The sequence below is a fragment of the Curtobacterium sp. MCBD17_021 genome, from assembly GCF_003234525.1.
GTDB lineage: Bacteria > Actinomycetota > Actinomycetes > Actinomycetales > Microbacteriaceae > Curtobacterium.
In genome coordinates this window covers 1-16,634 of sequence record NZ_QKTS01000015.1, presented here as the reverse complement: position 1 = coordinate 16,634, position 16,634 = coordinate 1, and the positions used below count along the sequence as shown (strand labels likewise).

The following is a 16,634-nucleotide window of genomic DNA, read 5'->3' as shown; positions in this document are numbered from 1 at the left end:
TGTACAGCGGCACGGTCGCCAGGCCGCGGCATCAGCGACGTCGTCGGGCGAGCACCGTCCCCACGGCGACGAGCGCGAGGCAGGCGATCATCGGGACGCGCTGGTCGCCCTTGACGTCGCGGTACTGCACTCCGGGATCGGCCAGCGCCGTGCCGGGGAAGGCGAGGCTCGTCACCTGTGTCACCCAGTAGGTCGAGGCGATGCTGCTCGCGAGACCGACGTCCCGGACCGAGGGACGCAGGCGCCACACCGTGAGGCCGGCCAACGCCACCGCGAGCGACATCGTCTGCGCGTTGTGGAACTTCGCGTGCGGCGGCCATGCCGGGTTCTTCACGTGGGTCTCGTTGTAGTCGAAGACGAAAGCGCCCACGGGGGCGGCGACCGCAGCGACGCCGATGCAGATCCGCCCGGCCAGCTCACGCGCAGAGAGTGTCATGACGCCAGCCTGCCCGGGACCGGATCAGAAGGCGTAGCGGATGCGGCAGGAGGGCAGGTTCTCGTCGACGAGCTGGCGGAAGCGCTCGATGTGTCGCGCCTTCATCGCCGCGCGGTACCGGATGTTGACGGCACCGTTCTGGGACAGCTTCTGCTCCTGCAGGTCCGGACGCCAGAGCAGGTCCTCCGCCTTCGGGTGCCAGCCGAGGTTCACCTCGTGCAGCTGCTCGTTGTGGGTGAGGAAGATCACCTCGGCCCCGAGCTGCGCCTTCGCGGCCGGCGAGAGCACGTCGTCGACCTCCCGCAGCAGGGCGGCCCAGTCGGTCTCCCACGTCGGCGTCAGGATGACGGGCGAGAAGTTCAGGTGGACCTCGTACCCGGCCTCGACGAAGTCGTTCACGGCCGCCAGTCGTTCGGCGATCGGTGACGTCCGGATGTCGGTCACCTTCGCGGTCTCGTGCGGCATCAGCGAGAACCGGATCCGCGTCCGTCCCATCGGATCCCAGTCGAGCAGATCGCGGTTGACGTACTTGGTGGCGAACGAGGCCTTCGCCGTCGGTGTCATCCGGAACAGGTCGCACAGGTCGCGCACGTTGTCGCTGAGCATCGCGTCCACCGAACAGTCGCTGTTCTCGCCGATGTCGTAGACCCACGCATCGGGGTCGCACTGGTTCGGCTCGGTCTTCTGCCCCTGCTTCTGGATGTTGCGAGCGAGGTGCTTGGTGATCTGCTCGATGTTGGCGAAGACGGTGACCGGGTTGCTGTAGCCCTTGCGTCGGGGGACGTAGCAGTACGCGCACGCCATCGCACACCCGTTCGCGGTCGACGGGGCGATGAAGTCCGCTGAGCGTCCGTTCGGCCTCGTGACGAGGGACTTCTTCACACCGAGGACGAGCGCCTCGGTCTTGATCCGCACCCAGCGGGAGACGTTGCGCTCGTCGCCGTGCACCTCGGGGATCTGCCAGTGCGACGCGACGGGCACGATCTCGGCGTCCGGCCACTGCCCGACGATCTCCTGCCCGCGTGGCAGTTCGAGGGCGGCGTCCTCGGCGTAGATGCGCTTGACGTCGAGCAGGGGGCGCACGCGGGAGTCGGTCATCACCCACCGTTCTACCGGTCACCACTGACACCTCTGGGGGTGGCCCGTGCAGACTCGACGGCATGACCGCCGGTGTGGAGGACGACCACTTCTTCGTCGTGGACGGACGACGCTGGCGGCGGACCGACCCGGCGCTCCCCGAGGACCTCGCAGCACGCCTCCGGTCCCACCTCGGCCGCGGTCGCAACGCCGTGAAGCAGGCGAGACGAGCCGGCGACGAGGACGCCGTCGCGGCTGCTCGACACCGCAACGGGCTCGCGAAGCACGGCCTCGGGGAACGCGGCCCGGAGTGGTGGACCCGCCCGGAGTCCGAGCGACTCGCCCAGGCCGAGCAGGCCCTCGCGGACCTCGACCGCCTCGACGAGCAGTAGCGCCGTCGCCGCCGTCAGCCGAACGGCTGACGACAGGTCGCGTTTCCCCACCTTCCGGATGAGGTGCGAGAGATCCTCGCAGCCGTAAGCTCGTCGCGGCGAGGACGCCGAGAACGAGGGGGAACCATGAACGAGATCGTCACGCACACGGGCGCGCTGGTGGGGCTGCGCACCGGGACGACCACCACCGAGGGACCGACGGGGACGCGGGTCGGCGTGCTGCTGGAGCTGTGCTCCGAGGACAGCGCCGGGGTCCGCCGCCCGTGGGAGTTGCTGGTCACGCCGGCGCAGGCGGCCGCGCTCGTCGAGGCGGAACGGACCGAGCCCGGGGTGCTCGTCCGGTTCGCTGGCGAGCGTCTGGGCGAGCGCGGTGGGGTGCCGCTCGTGCGGGTCGGGCGGATCGCGGTGCTCGTGCCCGAACCGACCTGCTGACCGCACGACCACGACGAACGGCCCCGGGCATCCCCGGGGCCGTTCGTCGTCGTGGAGCCCGCCGTCAGGCCTCGGTGTGTCCGAGCTCGGGCTCGACGCACATGCAGACCGTGCGGGATGCCGACGCGTGCACCTCGAAGACGACGACCTCGTTGCGCCCGGGTCGGAGCACCGGACCGGGGACGGCCAACGTGCCCTGGGGCCCGCGCGACCAGTACCGGCCGAGGCAGAACCCGTTGACCCAGGCCACGCCCTTGCGGAAGCCGTCGAGCGCCAGGTAGCGGTCGAGGTCCGCCGCGCGCTCGGAGAGGTCGAACGTCCCCACGGCGAACGCGGGTCCGGCGACGGTCTCCCCCATCGCCGACGGTGCCGTGCGGAGCACCTCGAGCGCAGCCTCCGGCACCGGGTCGAGGGCGAGCGGCGAGACCGTCCACCGCGAGAGCACGACGTCGTCGACACGCACGGCACCGATGAGCCCCTTCGGCTCGCCGATCCGGGGCCCGTAGTCGACGCGGCCCTGGTCCTCGACGAGCAGCTCCAGGAGGCCCGTGGCCGGCGGCAGCGCGATCGCACGGTCGTGGTGCTCCCGCTCCAGGACCCCGACCGGACGCCCGTCGAGGCTGACGAGCACGCGGTCACGGACCTCCTCGGCGACGGTGAGGACGCCGCCCTCCGGCAGGTCGACCTCGGTCCGGTACAGGACGAACCCGGAGGCGGCGCCGAGCTCGTCGAACGTCGGCGGCGTCTCGTGCGTGCTCCAGGACGTGATCGTCGGCAGGAGGCCGGCGAGGGGCACGACGCGGTCGAGGCGGACGGCCACGTCAGCGGCGGGGCTGGGTCGGGCCTCCCGTCCGTCGTCGTGCGTCGCGAGCCGACCGGACCCGCCTGGCTGCATCGTCGGCGGCAGCTCCGGCACAGGCGCGTAGCGCGCGATGACCTGACGGAAGGCGTGGAACTTGTCGGTCGGACGGCCGGCCTCGTCGAGCGGGGCGTCGTAGTCGTAGGACGTCGCGATGGGACGGTAGACGCCCTTGTCGTTCGCACCGTTGGTGAAGCCGAAGTTGGTCCCGCCGTGGAACATGTAGATGTTCACGGATCCCCCGGCGGCGAGCAGGACGTCGAGGTCCTCGGCGCTGGCCGCGGCCGGCGTGGTGTGGTGGTGCTCGCCCCAGCTGTCGAACCACCCGTCCCAGAACTCGGAGCACATGAGCGGTCCGGTCGGCTGTGCCCGGCGGAGGCGCGCCAGCCGCTCGGCGGACCGGGACCCGAACGACCCGGTCTTGTGCAACGACGGCAGCGACCCGTCCTCGAGCATGGAGTCCATCGGCTGGTCGACGCTCGTGAACGGCACGGTGAGCCCGATGTCCCGGTGCATGCGCTCGAGCTTCTCGAGGTACACGGGGTCGGAGCCGTACGCGCCGTACTCGTTCTCCACCTGCACGAGCACGATCGGTCCGCCGGCGTCGATCTGGCGGGGCACCAGGACGGGCGCGAGGGCATCGAGGTAGCGGCCGACGGCGGCGAGGAACTGCGGTTCGTCGCGGCGGATGCCGACCGTGCCGTCGGTGAACAACCAGAACGGGAGCCCACCGTTGGTCCACTCGGCGCAGATGTACGGGCCAGGGCGGACGATCGCGTGCATGCCCTCGGCGGCCACGAGGTCGAGGAACCGGCCGAGGTCGAGCCCGCCGGAGAAGTCGAAGGTGCCGGGAGTCGCTTCGTGCGCGTTCCAGGCGACGTAGGTCTCGACGGTGTTGAGGCCCATGAGCTTGGCCTTGCGGATGCGGTCCGCCCACAGGTCGGGGTGGACGCGGAAGTAGTGGATCGCGCCGGAGAGCACGCGGTGCGGCTGCCCGTCGAGCAGGAAGTCGGTGTCGCCGATGGCGAAGCGCATCTCGCGCCTTTCTGGGAGGGGACGGCAGGGTGACGCGGCCGTGCGGGATGCCCGCACGGCCGCGTCGGTGGGGTGCTGCTACTTCGTGGAGACCGTGAAGCCCTGGTCCTTGCCGTACTTCACGAGCGCGTCCTGCCAGGCCTCGAGCCCGGACTCGAGCGACGTGCCCTTCTCGTACGACTGTCCGACGGTGTCGGCGTAGACGCTGTTGGCGTACACCTGGTACGGCAGGTAGCTGAAGTCGTTGTCCGAGGACTTCGACGCATCGACGAGCACCTTGTTGATCTGCTGCCCGCCGAAGTACTCGGGCTTCTCCTCGAGGAACGCCGAGGACTCCAGGTCGGCGGTGGTCGACGGGAACCCGCCCGACTCCATGAAGACCTTCGTGGACTCCTCCGACGAGTTCAGCCACTTGAGGAAGCCCGCGGCCAGGGCCGGGTTCTTCGACTGCTCCATGACGACCTCGGCGCTGCCGCCGTTGTTCGCGGTGGTCGCGGTGCCGCCGTCGTAGGTCGGCATCGGGGCGACACGCCAGTCGCCTGCGGCCTCGGCGACGCTCGCCTCGAGGTTGCCGGGCATCCACGCGCCGGTGATCATCGTCGCGATCTGGCCGTTGCCGAGCTGCTTGTACCAGTCGTCGGTCCAGCCGACGGTCTTGGCCAGGAGCCCCTGCTCGACGAGCTGGTCCCAGGTCTCGGTCCACTTCTTCGTGCCCTCGTCCTGCAGGTTGATCGTCACCTCCTCACCGTCGGTGGTGAACGGGGTGCCGCCGGCCTGGGCGATCATGCTCGTCGTGAAGCCCGCGTCGCCGGAGTCGGCGGCCAGGTACTTCTCGGGGTCGGCTTCGTGCAGCTTCTTCGCAGCCGCGACGTACTCGTCCCAGGTCTTCGGCACCTCGATGCCGTACTCGTCGAACACGGTCTTGTTGTAGAACATCGCCATGGGGCCGGAGTCCTGGGGCAGGCCGTAGACCTCGCCGTCCATCGACACGGAGTTCCAGGTGCTCGCGGCGAACTTGTCCTCCAGGTCACCGAACCCGTAGTCGGACAGGTTGAGGAGCGACTCGGACAGGGCGAACTGCGGCAGGGCGTAGTACTCGACCTGGGCGACGTCGGGCGCGCCCGAGCCGGCCTTCACGGTGTTCTGCAGCTTGGTGTACTGGTCGGCGCCGGTGCCGGCGTTGACGAGCTTGACCTTCACCTTCGGGTAGGCCTTCTCGAACGCGGCGACCTGGTCCTTCGCGGACGGCGTCCACGACCAGTAGGTCAGGGTGCCACCCTCGTCGAGGGCCTTGTCGATGTCCGAGGCGGAGCCGCCGGAGCCGGAGCCGCCGGACGCACAGGCGGCGAGGGCCATGGCGGCGGTGACGCCGATGGCGAGGGCGCTGAGCCCGCGCCGGAGACGCTTCTGCATGGTGGTGCCTTTCACTTCGTCGTGGAGAAGGTGTTTCTTCGTGTGGGGAGGGACTGCTCGGTGCTGGTCGGTGCGGTCCGTTGCGGGGCCGCGCCGTGCCTCCCGGCCGGGGGTCCGGTGCTGCTGCCCGGGGCCGGAGGGCGGGATCAGGCCTTGACGGACCCGGCCGCGAGGCCGGACTGCCAGAAGCGCTGGAGGAAGAGGAACGCGACCACGATCGGGATGATCGTGAGGAGTGAACCGGTGACGACGAGGTTGTAGATCGGCTGCGCACCGGAGCCGGTGGCCTGCGCGTTCCACTGGTTGAGGCCGACGGTCAGCGGGTACCACTTCGGGTCGCTGAGCATGATGAGCGGCAGGAAGTAGTTGTTCCATGTGGCGACGACCGCGAACAGCAAGACCGTGACGACGCCGGGGGCCAGGAGCTTCAGTGCGATGGTGAAGAAGATCCGGAACTCACCGGCGCCGTCCATGCGGGCGGCCTCGATGAGCTCCGTCGGGATCGCCTCGACCGCGTAGGTCCAGATGAGGTACATCCCGAACGGACTGATGAGCGAGGGCAGGATGATCGCCCACGGGGTGTTCGTCAGGCCGACCTGCGAGAAGAGCAGGAACGTCGGGACCGCCAGGGCGGTGCCCGGGACGGCGATCGCGCCGAGGACGACGGCGAACACGGCGCGGCGCCCGGGGAACTGGAACTTCGCCATGCCGTACCCGGCGACGGTCGCGAGCAGCGTCGCGCCACCGGCCCCGACGACCACGTAGAGCAGCGTGTTGCCGAGCCACTGGACGAAGATGCCGTCGTTGTAGGTGAGCGTGTCGACGATGTTCTGCCAGAGGTGGAAGTCCCCGCCGAACCAGAGGCCGAAGGTGGACAGCAGCGACGCCTGCGTCTTCGTGCTGTTCACCAGCAGGTAGAAGAGCGGTGCGAACGAGTAGACGACGAAGACGACCATGACCGCCGTCAGCAGGCCGGAACGCTTCGGCTTGCGTCCGTCGACGTGCTGCTCGGCCTTCCGGGAGGCACGGGTCGACCGGGTACGCGGCTCACGCTGCGTCGTGGTCGCCTCGGTGACCGTGGCCGCGGCGGGTCCGGTGGGGTGCTGGATGGTGCTCATCGGTTCTCCTCGCGGGTGCCGCGGACCTGGACGACGTAGGCGATCACCGCGGTGATGACGCCCATCACGATCGCGACGGTGGCGGAGTAGTTGAACTGCTGGCCGCTGAAGGACAGCGAGTAGGCGTACATGTTCGGGGTGAAGGCGCTGCCGATGACGTTCGGAGCCAGGGTCTTGAGCAGGTTCGGCTCGTTGAAGAGCTGGAAGCTGCCGATGATCGAGAAGATCGTGGCGATGACCATCGGACCGCGGAGGGCCGGGAGCTTGATCGAGAAGACGGTGCGCATCGGGCCGGCGCCGTCGAGCTCGGCCGCCTCGTACAGCTCGCCGGGGACGGTCCGCAGGGCGGCGTAGAAGATCAGCATGTTGTAGCCGAGGAACTCCCACGTGACGACGTTGCCGATCGACGTGAGGACCCAGGTCGGGCTGAACGGCTGGAGCAGGTCGATGCCGAGCGCGTCGTTCGCCGCACCGGTGAGACCGAACTGGTTGCCGTAGATGAAGCCCCAGATGAGTGCTGCGACGACGCCGGGGACCGCGTACGGCAGGAACACCGCGATGCGGAAGAAGGACGTGCCCCACAGGCGGGCGCTGTCGAGGGCCAGGGCGGCGACGAGGGCGAGACCGAGCATGATCGGCACCTGCACGACCAGGAAGACCGCGACCCGACCGAACCCGGACCAGAACTTGGCGTCCTGGAAGAGCTGGACGTAGTTGGCGAACCAGACGAACTGGTTGCCACCGATGAGCTGGTCGCGGAACAGGCTGAGCCACAGGGCGTAGCCGATCGGGACGATGAGCATGAGGACGAGGACGGCGACGAACGGGCCGACGAAGAGCCAGCCGGTCATGCGGCCGCGAGGCTTCGCACGGCGACGCGGTGCGGGCGTCGTACCCTCGCCGCGTCGCGGCGCGGCCTCGGGGCTCCGCGCGGTGAGCGTGCTCATGTGACTCCTTCGTCGTGTCCTGCGGGACGTCGATGTGACCTCGGTCGTCGTGCGCCAGCACTGCTGCGTGCTGTCTGCGGACGACCGATGTTGACGTCAACATCGAACGAGGCGACCGTACCATGGCAACGTCAACATGCGCTAGCGTTCGCAGGAGTGGTCGCGCTCCGACGCCGACCCGGCCGTCCGCACGAAGGGGGCGCGTGACCATCTCGACCACCACCACCGACCCCGCGGCGACCCCTCGCCGCGCGCCGTCGCTCTCCGCCGTGGCCGAGGTCGCCGGCGTCTCCATGCAGACCGTCTCCCGGGTGGCCCGGGGCTTCGACAACGTCAGCCCCGAGACCCGGTCCCGCGTCCAGCAGGCGATGGCCGAACTCGGGTACCGCCCGAACCGTGCCGCCCGCGCGCTGCGTTCCGGGCGCTTCCGGACCATCGGCGTGATCATGTTCACCCTGGCGTCCTTCGGCAACATGCGCACGCTCGAGGCCATCGCCGACGCCGCGGGAGCCGCCGACTTCACGATCACGCTGCTGCCCATGGCCTCACGGACCGAGGAGGGCGTCCGGAGCGCCTTCTCCCGCCTGCACGAACAGGCCGTCGACGGCGTCGTCATCATCATCGAGTCGCACGTCATCGACACCGCCGAGGTCGCCCTGCCCGACGGCGTCCCCATGGTCGTGGTCGACTCGACCGGTACCACCGAGCACCCGGCGATCGACACCGACCAGGCCGACGGCGCCCGGCTCGCCACGCAGCACCTGCTCGACCTCGGCCACGAGACCGTCTGGCACGTCTCCGGTCCGGCGTCGTCGTACTCGGCGGCGCGACGGCAGGCAGCGTGGGCGGCGACGCTGACGGCGGCGGGACGCACCGTGCCCCCGGTGTTCGAGGGCGACTGGAACACCTCGTCCGGGTACCGCGCCGGTCTGTCGATCGCGGCACGGCCCGATATCACGGCGGTGTTCGCGGCGAACGACCAGACCGCACTCGGAGTGCTCCGCGCCTGCCACGAGCTCGGCCGGCCGGTCCCGTCGACCCTGAGCGTGGTGGGCTTCGACGACTCCCCCGAGTCCGACTCGTTCTGGCCGCCGCTGACCACCGTGCACCAGTCGTTCGACGAGGTCGGACGACGCGCGGTCGCCACGCTGCTCACCCAGATCGAGGGCGGGGCGGCCACCGCGGCGACGGACCTGGTGCCGGTGCGGCTCGTCGAGCGCGCGAGCACGGCGGCGCCGCCGGCGCGCTGAGCGGCGGGCACGGGCACGCTCCGCGCTCCGCGCTCCGCGACAGTCCTCGCGACGGCGACCAAGTGCGGCGTCGCGGAGCGCGACGCGCGGTGCCGAGGCTCGGCCCCGCGGACAGAACGCGCCCGACGGCGTCCAGGACGTGCCCGCCCAGGCGAGGCTCAGCGGACGGGAGGCTCGGGGCGGGCCCGGAGCGGGCCTCCCGGTCGTGCCGCGCCGGGCACAGCCGAGGCTCGGCTCGGCGGACGAGATCCCGGTCCCGGGAGCCGGGAAGTGTCCGCACAGCCGAGCCTCGGGCCCGTCCGGCCGATGCCCGCCGGCGCCGGCCCGGCCCCGACACGAGGAACGCCGGGCTCCCGAAGGGACCCGGCGTCCTCTGCTCACTCGACGCCCGCCGCGTGCAGCGTGCGCCGAGGCACTCAACCGATCGAGAGCGCCGTCCAGGACACGGGCGGCAGCTCGATCGTGACCGTGTCACCCTCGCGGCGGACGGACTCGTTGGTCCGCAGGCCGACGCGGGCGGTGTTCGACAGGTCGTTCACGGCGTGCAGGTCGTCGTCCCAGATGCCCTCGGCGTGGACGTCGCCCTCGACGGACAGGCCGGCCAGGTCGATCGTCACGGTGGTGCTCTCGGTCTGGTGGCGGTTGACGAGGAAGACCGCGGCGCGGCCCTCCTCCACCGTGGCGGCAGCGTCGACGACCGGGACGGTGCCGTGCTTGCCGCCGTCGACGGTGTCACCCGAGGCGACGACGTCGAGCGACGTGCCCTGGGCCAGGCGCGAGGTGACCGAGAACGGGAAGAACGTGGTCTGGCGCCAGGCCTCGCCACCGGGCTCGGTCATGATCGGCCCGATGACGTTGACGAGCTGCGCGATCGACGCGGACGCGACGCGGTCGGCATGGCGGAGGAGCGAGATGAGCAGACCGCCGAGCACGACCGCGTCGGCCACGGTGTAGACGTCCTCCAGGAGGCGCGGGGCGACCGGCCAGTCCTCGAGCGTGAAGGTCTTGGCCTTCGCCTCCCACTTCGTGATCGACCAGACGTTCCACTCGTCGAACGAGATGTCGATGCGCTTGTCGGACTTCTTGTGCGCCTGCACGTGGTCCGCCGCCGTGGTCACCGTCTTGATGAAGTGGTCCATGTTGGCGCCGGAGGCCAGGAACGAGGTGAGGTCGTCGTCCTCCTCGTAGTACGCGTGCGCCGAGATGTAGTCGACGTCGTCGTACGCGTGCTCGAGCACGGTGCGCTCCCACTCGCCGAACGTCGGCATCGACGCCCCCGAGGAACCGCAGGCGACGAGTTCCAGGTCAGGCTGGATCTGTCGCATCGCCTTGGCCGTCATCGCGGCGAGCTTGCCGTAGTCCTCGGCGTTCTTGTGGCCGAGCTGCCACGGGCCGTCCATCTCGTTGCCGAGGCACCACATGGTGATGCCGAAGGGCTCCTCGCGGCCGTTGGCCTTGCGCTCCTCGGACCGGGCGGTGCCGCCGCCGATGTTCGCGTACTCGAGCAGTTCGATGGCTTCGGCGGTGCCGCGGGTGCCGAGGTTCACGGCGAGCATGAGCTCGGAGCCGACCGAGTCGAGCCACTGCTGGAACTCGTGCAGGCCGACCTCGTTCGTCTCGGTCGAGTGCCACGCCAGGTCGAGGCGCCGGGGACGCTGCTCGACCGGTCCGACGCCGTCCTCCCACTTGTAGCCGGAGACGAAGTTGCCGCCGGGGTAGCGGATGGTGGTGACGCCGAGCTCCTTGACGAGTTCGATGACGTCCTTGCGGAAGCCGTGTTCGTCGGCCGACTCGTGCGCGGGCTCGTGGATGCCGTCGTAGACGTGGCGGCCGAGGTGCTCGACGAACCCGCCGAACAGTCGGCGCCGCACCGGGCCCACCGTGAACGCGGAGTCGAGGACGAGGTGTGTGCGGGGCATGGATGATCTCCTTCGATCAGGCTGTGCGTCGAGCACAAGTGTTCCGCGGTGTCACGGAAGTGAGCGCTCACCTGACAGGAACGCTACCGGGTGTCGACACCGGACGGAAGGGCTGGCGCGCGCGTCGGCGCGGCGCTAATGTGAGCGCTCACGGGGCACCGACGCCCCGCGATCGGGACGGCAGCATCCCCGGATGACGTCCCGCTTCGGCCCGTCCCGATGGAGTGATGCCATGCCGAACCGTCCAGTCCCGCCACCCCGCGGGTCCACGTTCACCCGCAGGAGCCTGCTCGCCGCCGGGGCAGCGGCGGCCACGGTCCTGCCGCTCGCCTCGTGCGCGAGCCCCCTCGCAGCCGGGATCGCCGGCGCCCCCCTGAACCCCGAGACGCTCGTCTTCTGGAACCTGTTCGGTGGTGGCGACGGCGTCCGCATGAAGACCATGGAGGACGGGTACGCGAAGCAGCACGGCGGCTCCTCCGCCCTGCAGGCCACCACGTTCGCGTGGGGGAACCCGTACTACTCGAAGGTCACACTGGCGACCGTCGGGAACAAGCCGCCGGACGTCGCGATCGCGCACCTGACCCGCGCGAAGCCACTCTGGGACGGCGACCTGCTCGACCCGATCACGGCGGACGACCTGGCGAGCGTGGGCCTCAAGGCGAGCGACTTCAACCAGAAGGCGTGGACCGCGCAGAAGACCGACGGCAACAACATCGCGATCCCGCTCGACACGCACCCGTTCGTGCTGTTCTACAACGTCGAGGTCTGCCGCAAGGCCGGACTGCTCGACAGCGACGACCAGCTCACGGACCTGAACGGGATGGAGAACTTCGAGCGTGCCCTCGCCGCCGTGTCGAAGGTCACCGGTGGCAACGCGGTCAACGTCGCGAACGTCGTGCCCGAGACCGCGACACCGTGGCGGTTCTTCTGGACGATGTACAACCAGATCGAGGGTGCCACCCCGTTCATCAGTGACGGCGGCGCGAAGCTCACCGTCAACGAGGACGCCTACAACGAGGTCACCAGCCGCACCCAGAAGTGGGTGAAGGAGGGCTGGATGAACAAGGCCCTGGACTACGCCACCGCGCAGTCGCTCATGTTCGACGGCAAGGCCGGCTTCTTCATGCAGGGCGAGTGGGAGATCAGCACGGCCCAGTCGATCAAGGGTCTGGAGTTCGGCATGGCGCCGATCCCGCAGCTCTACGACAAGCCCGCCACGCAGGCCGACGCGCACACCTTCATCCTGCCGAAGAAGGACCGAACGCCCGAGCAGCGCAAGCAGCACATGCTCTTCATCAAGCAGATGCTCGAGCAGAGCCTGACCTGGGCGGAGGGCGGGCACGTCCCGGCCTACATGCCCACCTTCGACAGCAGCGCGTACAAGGAGCTCAAGCCGCAGTCGAACTACGCCGCCGCCGCCGAGACCGCGGTCTTCGACGACGCCGCCTGGTACGGCGGGTCCGGTTCGACCTTCGAGGGCACCGTGGGCGCCCAGCTCGCCCTCGTGCAGCAGGGCAGCTCGTCCCCTGCGCAGGCGCTCAGCGCGATCAAGAGCCAGCTGGCGACCTACCTCAACACCCCGAGCCCCCTGTGAGCGGGCACGTGAACACCCTGCGAAAGGCACGATGACGTGACCACAGCACCAGTCCTCGACCGCCCGACGGACGCGGCGACCGCGCCGCGGCGACTCCGCAGCTACCGCACCAGCGTCACCCGCGGCCAGGGTCGCAGCGGATGGCTGTTCCTCGCCCCGTTCGGCCTGTTCTACGTGGCCTTCCTGCTCGGCCCGACGATCTGGATGATCGTCACGAGCTTCTTCAACACCTCGACCGTGCGGACCGGGCTCGGCAGCTTCGCCGGGTTCGCGAACTACGCGGAGATGCTCGGACGCTCCGACTTCTGGTCGTCGCTGTGGCACACCCTGCAGTTCACGCTCTACACGACGCCGCCGCTGGTGGTCCTGGCGTTCGTCTTCGCGGTGCTGACGAACCGGATGAACAAGGGCCAGTGGTTCTTCCGCCTGGCGTTCTTCCTGCCGTTCATCCTGCCGTCGGCGACGATCTCGCTCATCTGGGTGTTCATCTTCACCCCGGCGACCGGCCTCTGGGCGACCCTGCAGACCGCACTCGGCATGACCCCGGGCTCGGGCATGCTGTCGAGCCCGAACACCGCGATGATCGGTGTCGCCATCGCCACGATCTGGTGGACCCTCGGCTTCAACTTCGTGCTGTACCTGGCCGGCCTGCAGGAGATCCCGCGCGAGCTGTACGAGGCCGCCGCCGTCGACGGTGCGTCGAACTGGCAGCAGATCAAGTCGATCACCCTGCCGCTGCTCGGCCGCACCACGACGCTGGTCATCCTGCTGCAGATCATCGCGTCCCTGAAGATCTTCGACCAGGTGTACCTGATGACGAACGGTGGGCCGGGCATCTCGACCCAGGTCTCACTGCAGCTCATCACCGGCGTCGGCTTCACCGACAACCGGCTCGGCGCCGCCTCGGCAGCGTCCGTCCTCCTGTTCATCGTGATCGTCGCGATCGCGGTCATCCGGCAGCTCGTCGAGCGCGCTGCCGCCAAGCGAGAGATCGGGGCCTGACATGACCGCCACCGAGAGCATCACCACCGGTCGCACCAAGCTCCGCACCGGCGTCTCCTCGGCCGCGCCCACGAGCGCCGCGAAGATCGGCGTCTCCGGCAGGGGGTTCACGATCGCGTCGGCCGTCGTCCTGACGGTCTTCGCGATCATCTGGCTCATCCCGAGCCTGTTCGCCCTGAAGACGTCGCTGTCCGACAACGGCGTCGCCGCGCTCGGTGCGGGCGCGATCCTGTCGGACTGGAACCCGACGCTCCACTCCTACTCGTCGCTGTTCCAGTCCGGCGACATCTGGAACTGGTACCTGGCCAGCGGCATCACGAGCGTCGTCACGGCGGTGCTCACGGTGATGTTCGCCTCGATGGCGGCCTTCGCGCTGTCCCGCCTGGTGTTCCGCGGCCGCAACGTCGCGTTCCTGCTCATCATCCTGGGCATCATGATCCCGACGCAGGTGCTGATCATCCCGATCTTCCAGGAGCTCAACGCGGTCGGCCTGCTCAACACCTACTGGTCGGTGATCTTCCCGCAGGTGCCCGCCGTGATCGCGGTGTTCATCTTCAAGCAGTTCTTCGACGGCATCCCGAAGGAGCTCGAGGAAGCCGCCCGCATCGACGGCGCGAGCATCTGGAAGGTCTACTGGTCGGTCATCCTGCCGCTGTCCCGCCCGGTCATCGCCGCGGTGACGATCCTGACCTTCGTCGGGGTGTGGAACAACCTGCTGCTGCCCCTGTTCGTGCTGTCGAACCCGGACCTCATGACGATCCCGGTGGGGCTCGCCACGGTCCAGGGCAGCTTCGGCCAGCGGTACGCGGACATCCAGGCGGGCGCGCTCCTCGCCGCGCTGCCGCTCATCATCCTGTACCTGGTCTTCCAGCGGCAGATCGTCGAGGGCGTCACGGGGTCCGGTCTGAAGGGCTGACGTCCGGACCGCACGACGGACGGGAGGCTCCCCACCAGCAGGTGGGGAGCCTCCCGTCCGTCGGGGGTCGCCTCAGGCGGAGGCGAGCGGCGCGAGGCGCGAGCGCAGCAGGCAGAACTCGTTTCCCTCCGGGTCCTGCAGCACGTGCCACGACTCGTCACCGGTCTGCCCCACGTCGGCCGGACGCGCGCCGAGGGCGAGGAGCCGCTCGAGTTCCGCGTCCTGGTCGCGGTCGACGGGGTTGACGTCGAGGTGCAGGCGCAGCGGCTGGGACTTCGCGTGTGCGACGCGCGCCAGGATGATCGTCGGGGCCGCTCCGCCGAAACCGGAGGCCGGGCCGATCTCGATGCCGTCGTCCTCCCGGCCGAGTTCCACGTAGTCGAGGACGGCGCACCAGAAGCGCGACAGCGCCTCGGGGTCGTCGCAGTTGAGGACCAGTTCGCTCAGGCGGCAGCTCATGGCGCGAGGCTACGCGCGTCTCCCGACCGGACCGGCTCAGGGCGTCGGGGTGATGCTCCACGACCCGTTCGTCGCGACGGCCACCACGCCTGGCAGGTCGGCTTCGAAGGTGTCCGAGAACGCCTCGGTGTCCCCGAACAGCTGCGTGTCGTCCGACGTCGTGAAGACCCGGGCACCGAACCGGTCGTCGGCATCGGCCGGCGTGTAGTCGACCTGCACGTGCGAGACGTCGTCCGAGAAGAACAGGACCGCGGGGCCCGTGCCCGACTGCGGGCCGGACACCGACGGCAGGTCGTTCCAGCTCCGCATCGTCATCGACCAGGGACCGTCCGCCTGGACGATGAGCATCTGCTCGTCCGGATCGGACCGCATGACCCCCGTCAGGAAGGACGCGGTCAGCGGAGCCGTGGCCTCACCGAACGGCGACATCCGCCCGGGTGCCGTGACGGCCGCGGTGCCGACGCACCGCGAGCAGTCCAGGTCCATCACCACGGCGAAGTCGCCGCGGACCCGGAAGGCGACGTCGGCGGGGCCGGTGCCGGAGACGGTCGCGGGAGCGCCCTCACCGACGTCCCCGGCGTCCAGCGTGACCCCGACGAGTTCCGCGACCGGCGGCGTCGTCGCCGTCGGGGTCGGCGTCGCTGACGGGCTCGGTGACGCGGTCCGTCGCGGAGCCGTGCCGTCGGTCGCGGCGGTGTCCGGGACGCTGCCGCCCGTCAGCATCGAGCAGCCGGCGACGAGCAGGAGCGCTGCGACGGCCGCCCCCGTCGTGCCCGCGCGTCGGATGTGTCGTCCGTCGTGTTCCCCCATGCGCACAGCGTGCCACATCGGGTGCGGACGCCACCGGCCGGTGGCGGACGCGGTCCACGGGGACCGCCGGGCGCAGCGCCTCAGGCCGGGACGGGCATCCGGGCGTCGTGCTTCCAGAACCCGGAGAAGGTGATCCGCGACTTCGGGAGCCCCGCGCGGTGCAGGTGGCGGCGCCCCTCGGTGGCGAGCCGGGACTCCCCGACGACGAAGGCGTACCCGCGGTCGTCACGGGGCACGTGCCGCTGGAGTTCCGCGAGCGCCGCCCGGCCGGGCACCGCGTGGGCGTCGCCGCGGACGAGCCACGTCACGGTGACGCCGACCGGAGCGTCCAGGTCGCGGATGTCGAGCGCGGTCGGTACCTCCTGGATGATGCGGCCGACGGTGTCACGGGGCAGGGACCGGGCGATGCCGACGACGGCGGGCAGGCCGGTCTCCTCGGCGGCGATGACGACCTCGCTGGTGTCGTCCGGGCAGTCGAAGATGCAGCCCTGGTCGAGCAGGGCGAGTTCGTCCCCGGGGCGGGCTCCGCAGGCCCAGACGGCGGCGCGGCCCTCGAGTCCACCGTCACCGTTCGTGTGCACGACGAAGTCGATGTCCATCTCGCCGAGTTCCGGCCGGTGTCCGGCGACCGTGTAGTTGGCGCAGTGCGGTCGCGACTCCTCAGGGATGCGGAGGTACTGCGGCCACCACTTGGCGCCGTCGATCGGGCATCCAGAAGGCGTCCTGCTCAGGGCGCTGCAGGAACAGGCGGAACCAGTGGTCGAAGCCGAGGAACGGGAAGTCGCGGATCTCGTCGCTCGCGATGGTGACGCGGTGGATCGACGGGGTGTGCCGTCCGGTGCGCACGACCCGTGCCCGGAACAGCCGCGGGTTCTCGGGCATCAGCCTCGGGATCTTCGCCATGAGGGAAGGCTAACCTAATATGGCTTCCGTGCCACCCCCTCCCCTCGCCGTCCCCACCCTGTCTCTTATACA

17 protein-coding genes are annotated in these 16,634 nt (G+C 69.9%); 6 read left to right on the top strand and 11 right to left on the bottom strand.

Going from position 1 to position 16,634, the window contains the following annotated elements; all coding sequences use genetic code 11:
* Positions 1-31 precede the first annotated feature (31 nt).
* Complete coding sequence (locus tag DEI83_RS13045; RefSeq protein WP_220036799.1) at positions 32-436, bottom strand: DUF6640 family protein; 405 nt, start codon at positions 434-436, stop codon at positions 32-34.
* 24 nt (positions 437-460) lie between these two features.
* Positions 461-1,534, bottom strand: a complete 1,074-nt coding sequence (locus tag DEI83_RS13040) for a spore photoproduct lyase family protein (protein WP_111082382.1) — start codon at positions 1,532-1,534, stop codon at positions 461-463.
* Between the two features lie 62 nt (positions 1,535-1,596).
* Here DEI83_RS13040 and DEI83_RS13035 point away from each other — a divergent pair, with 62 nt between their 5' ends.
* Both DEI83_RS13035 and DEI83_RS13030 read left to right on the top strand, forming a co-directional pair.
* Positions 1,597-1,905 (top strand): biopolymer transporter Tol, encoded by a 309-nt coding sequence (locus DEI83_RS13035; RefSeq protein ID WP_111082381.1) that lies wholly within the window; start codon positions 1,597-1,599, stop codon positions 1,903-1,905.
* A 126-nt stretch (positions 1,906-2,031) separates the two neighbouring features.
* Positions 2,032-2,337: a hypothetical protein gene (locus DEI83_RS13030; RefSeq protein ID WP_110911731.1), complete on the top strand. Its 306-nt coding sequence runs from the start codon at positions 2,032-2,034 to the stop codon at positions 2,335-2,337.
* A 64-nt stretch (positions 2,338-2,401) separates the two neighbouring features.
* On the opposite strand, the gene DEI83_RS13025 is transcribed toward DEI83_RS13030, so the two are convergent.
* The 4 genes from DEI83_RS13025 to DEI83_RS13010 all read right to left on the bottom strand — a co-directional run bounded on the left by DEI83_RS13025 (position 2,402) and on the right by DEI83_RS13010 (position 7,709).
* The gene (locus DEI83_RS13025) at positions 2,402-4,231 is read right to left on the bottom strand and encodes a beta-galactosidase family protein (RefSeq protein WP_111082380.1); all 1,830 of its coding nucleotides are present in this window, start codon (positions 4,229-4,231) and stop codon (positions 2,402-2,404) included.
* Between the two features lie 78 nt (positions 4,232-4,309).
* The gene (locus DEI83_RS13020) at positions 4,310-5,644 is read right to left on the bottom strand and encodes a sugar ABC transporter substrate-binding protein (RefSeq protein WP_111082379.1); all 1,335 of its coding nucleotides are present in this window, start codon (positions 5,642-5,644) and stop codon (positions 4,310-4,312) included.
* 146 nt (positions 5,645-5,790) lie between these two features.
* A complete protein-coding gene (locus tag DEI83_RS13015; protein WP_220034343.1) occupies positions 5,791-6,762 on the bottom strand; it encodes a carbohydrate ABC transporter permease in 972 nt (323 codons plus the stop codon).
* Entirely contained in the window at positions 6,759-7,709 is a 951-nt protein-coding gene (locus DEI83_RS13010) for a carbohydrate ABC transporter permease (RefSeq protein WP_111082378.1), read from the bottom strand. Before DEI83_RS13010 ends, DEI83_RS13015 begins: the two co-directional genes overlap by 4 nt.
* A gap of 209 nt (positions 7,710-7,918) precedes the next feature.
* Between DEI83_RS13010 and DEI83_RS13005 the strand changes: the two genes are divergently transcribed.
* A complete protein-coding gene (locus DEI83_RS13005; RefSeq protein ID WP_375334673.1) occupies positions 7,919-8,959 on the top strand; it encodes a LacI family DNA-binding transcriptional regulator in 1,041 nt (346 codons plus the stop codon).
* A 416-nt stretch (positions 8,960-9,375) separates the two neighbouring features.
* Here the strand turns inward: DEI83_RS13005 and DEI83_RS13000 are convergent, their stop codons facing one another.
* On the bottom strand, positions 9,376-10,878 hold the full coding sequence (locus DEI83_RS13000) for an alpha-N-arabinofuranosidase (RefSeq protein WP_111082376.1): 1,503 nt from the start codon (positions 10,876-10,878) through the stop codon (positions 9,376-9,378).
* A 232-nt stretch (positions 10,879-11,110) separates the two neighbouring features.
* Between DEI83_RS13000 and DEI83_RS12995 the strand changes: the two genes are divergently transcribed.
* The 3 genes from DEI83_RS12995 to DEI83_RS12985 are packed head-to-tail and all read left to right on the top strand — an operon-like array spanning position 11,111 to position 14,390.
* Positions 11,111-12,472, top strand: coding sequence for an extracellular solute-binding protein (locus tag DEI83_RS12995; protein ID WP_111082375.1), 1,362 nt, complete (start codon positions 11,111-11,113; stop codon positions 12,470-12,472).
* A gap of 36 nt (positions 12,473-12,508) precedes the next feature.
* Entirely contained in the window at positions 12,509-13,474 is a 966-nt protein-coding gene (locus tag DEI83_RS12990) for a carbohydrate ABC transporter permease (protein WP_111082374.1), read from the top strand.
* 1 nt (position 13,475) lies between these two features.
* Positions 13,476-14,390: a carbohydrate ABC transporter permease gene (locus DEI83_RS12985; RefSeq protein WP_111082373.1), complete on the top strand. Its 915-nt coding sequence runs from the start codon at positions 13,476-13,478 to the stop codon at positions 14,388-14,390.
* A 72-nt stretch (positions 14,391-14,462) separates the two neighbouring features.
* On the opposite strand, the gene DEI83_RS12980 is transcribed toward DEI83_RS12985, so the two are convergent.
* The 4 genes from DEI83_RS12980 to DEI83_RS16140 form a co-directional block, all read right to left on the bottom strand.
* Positions 14,463-14,849 (bottom strand): VOC family protein, encoded by a 387-nt coding sequence (locus DEI83_RS12980; RefSeq protein ID WP_111082372.1) that lies wholly within the window; start codon positions 14,847-14,849, stop codon positions 14,463-14,465.
* A gap of 36 nt (positions 14,850-14,885) precedes the next feature.
* Entirely contained in the window at positions 14,886-15,659 is a 774-nt protein-coding gene (locus tag DEI83_RS12975) for a hypothetical protein (RefSeq protein WP_111082371.1), read from the bottom strand.
* Positions 15,660-15,739: 80 nt separating this feature from the next.
* Positions 15,740-16,327: a siderophore-interacting protein gene (locus tag DEI83_RS12970; protein ID WP_258371212.1), complete on the bottom strand. Its 588-nt coding sequence runs from the start codon at positions 16,325-16,327 to the stop codon at positions 15,740-15,742.
* Complete coding sequence (locus tag DEI83_RS16140) at positions 16,320-16,562, bottom strand: siderophore-interacting protein (RefSeq protein ID WP_220036798.1); 243 nt, start codon at positions 16,560-16,562, stop codon at positions 16,320-16,322. Before DEI83_RS16140 ends, DEI83_RS12970 begins: the two co-directional genes overlap by 8 nt.
* Positions 16,563-16,634: the final 72 nt, after the last annotated feature.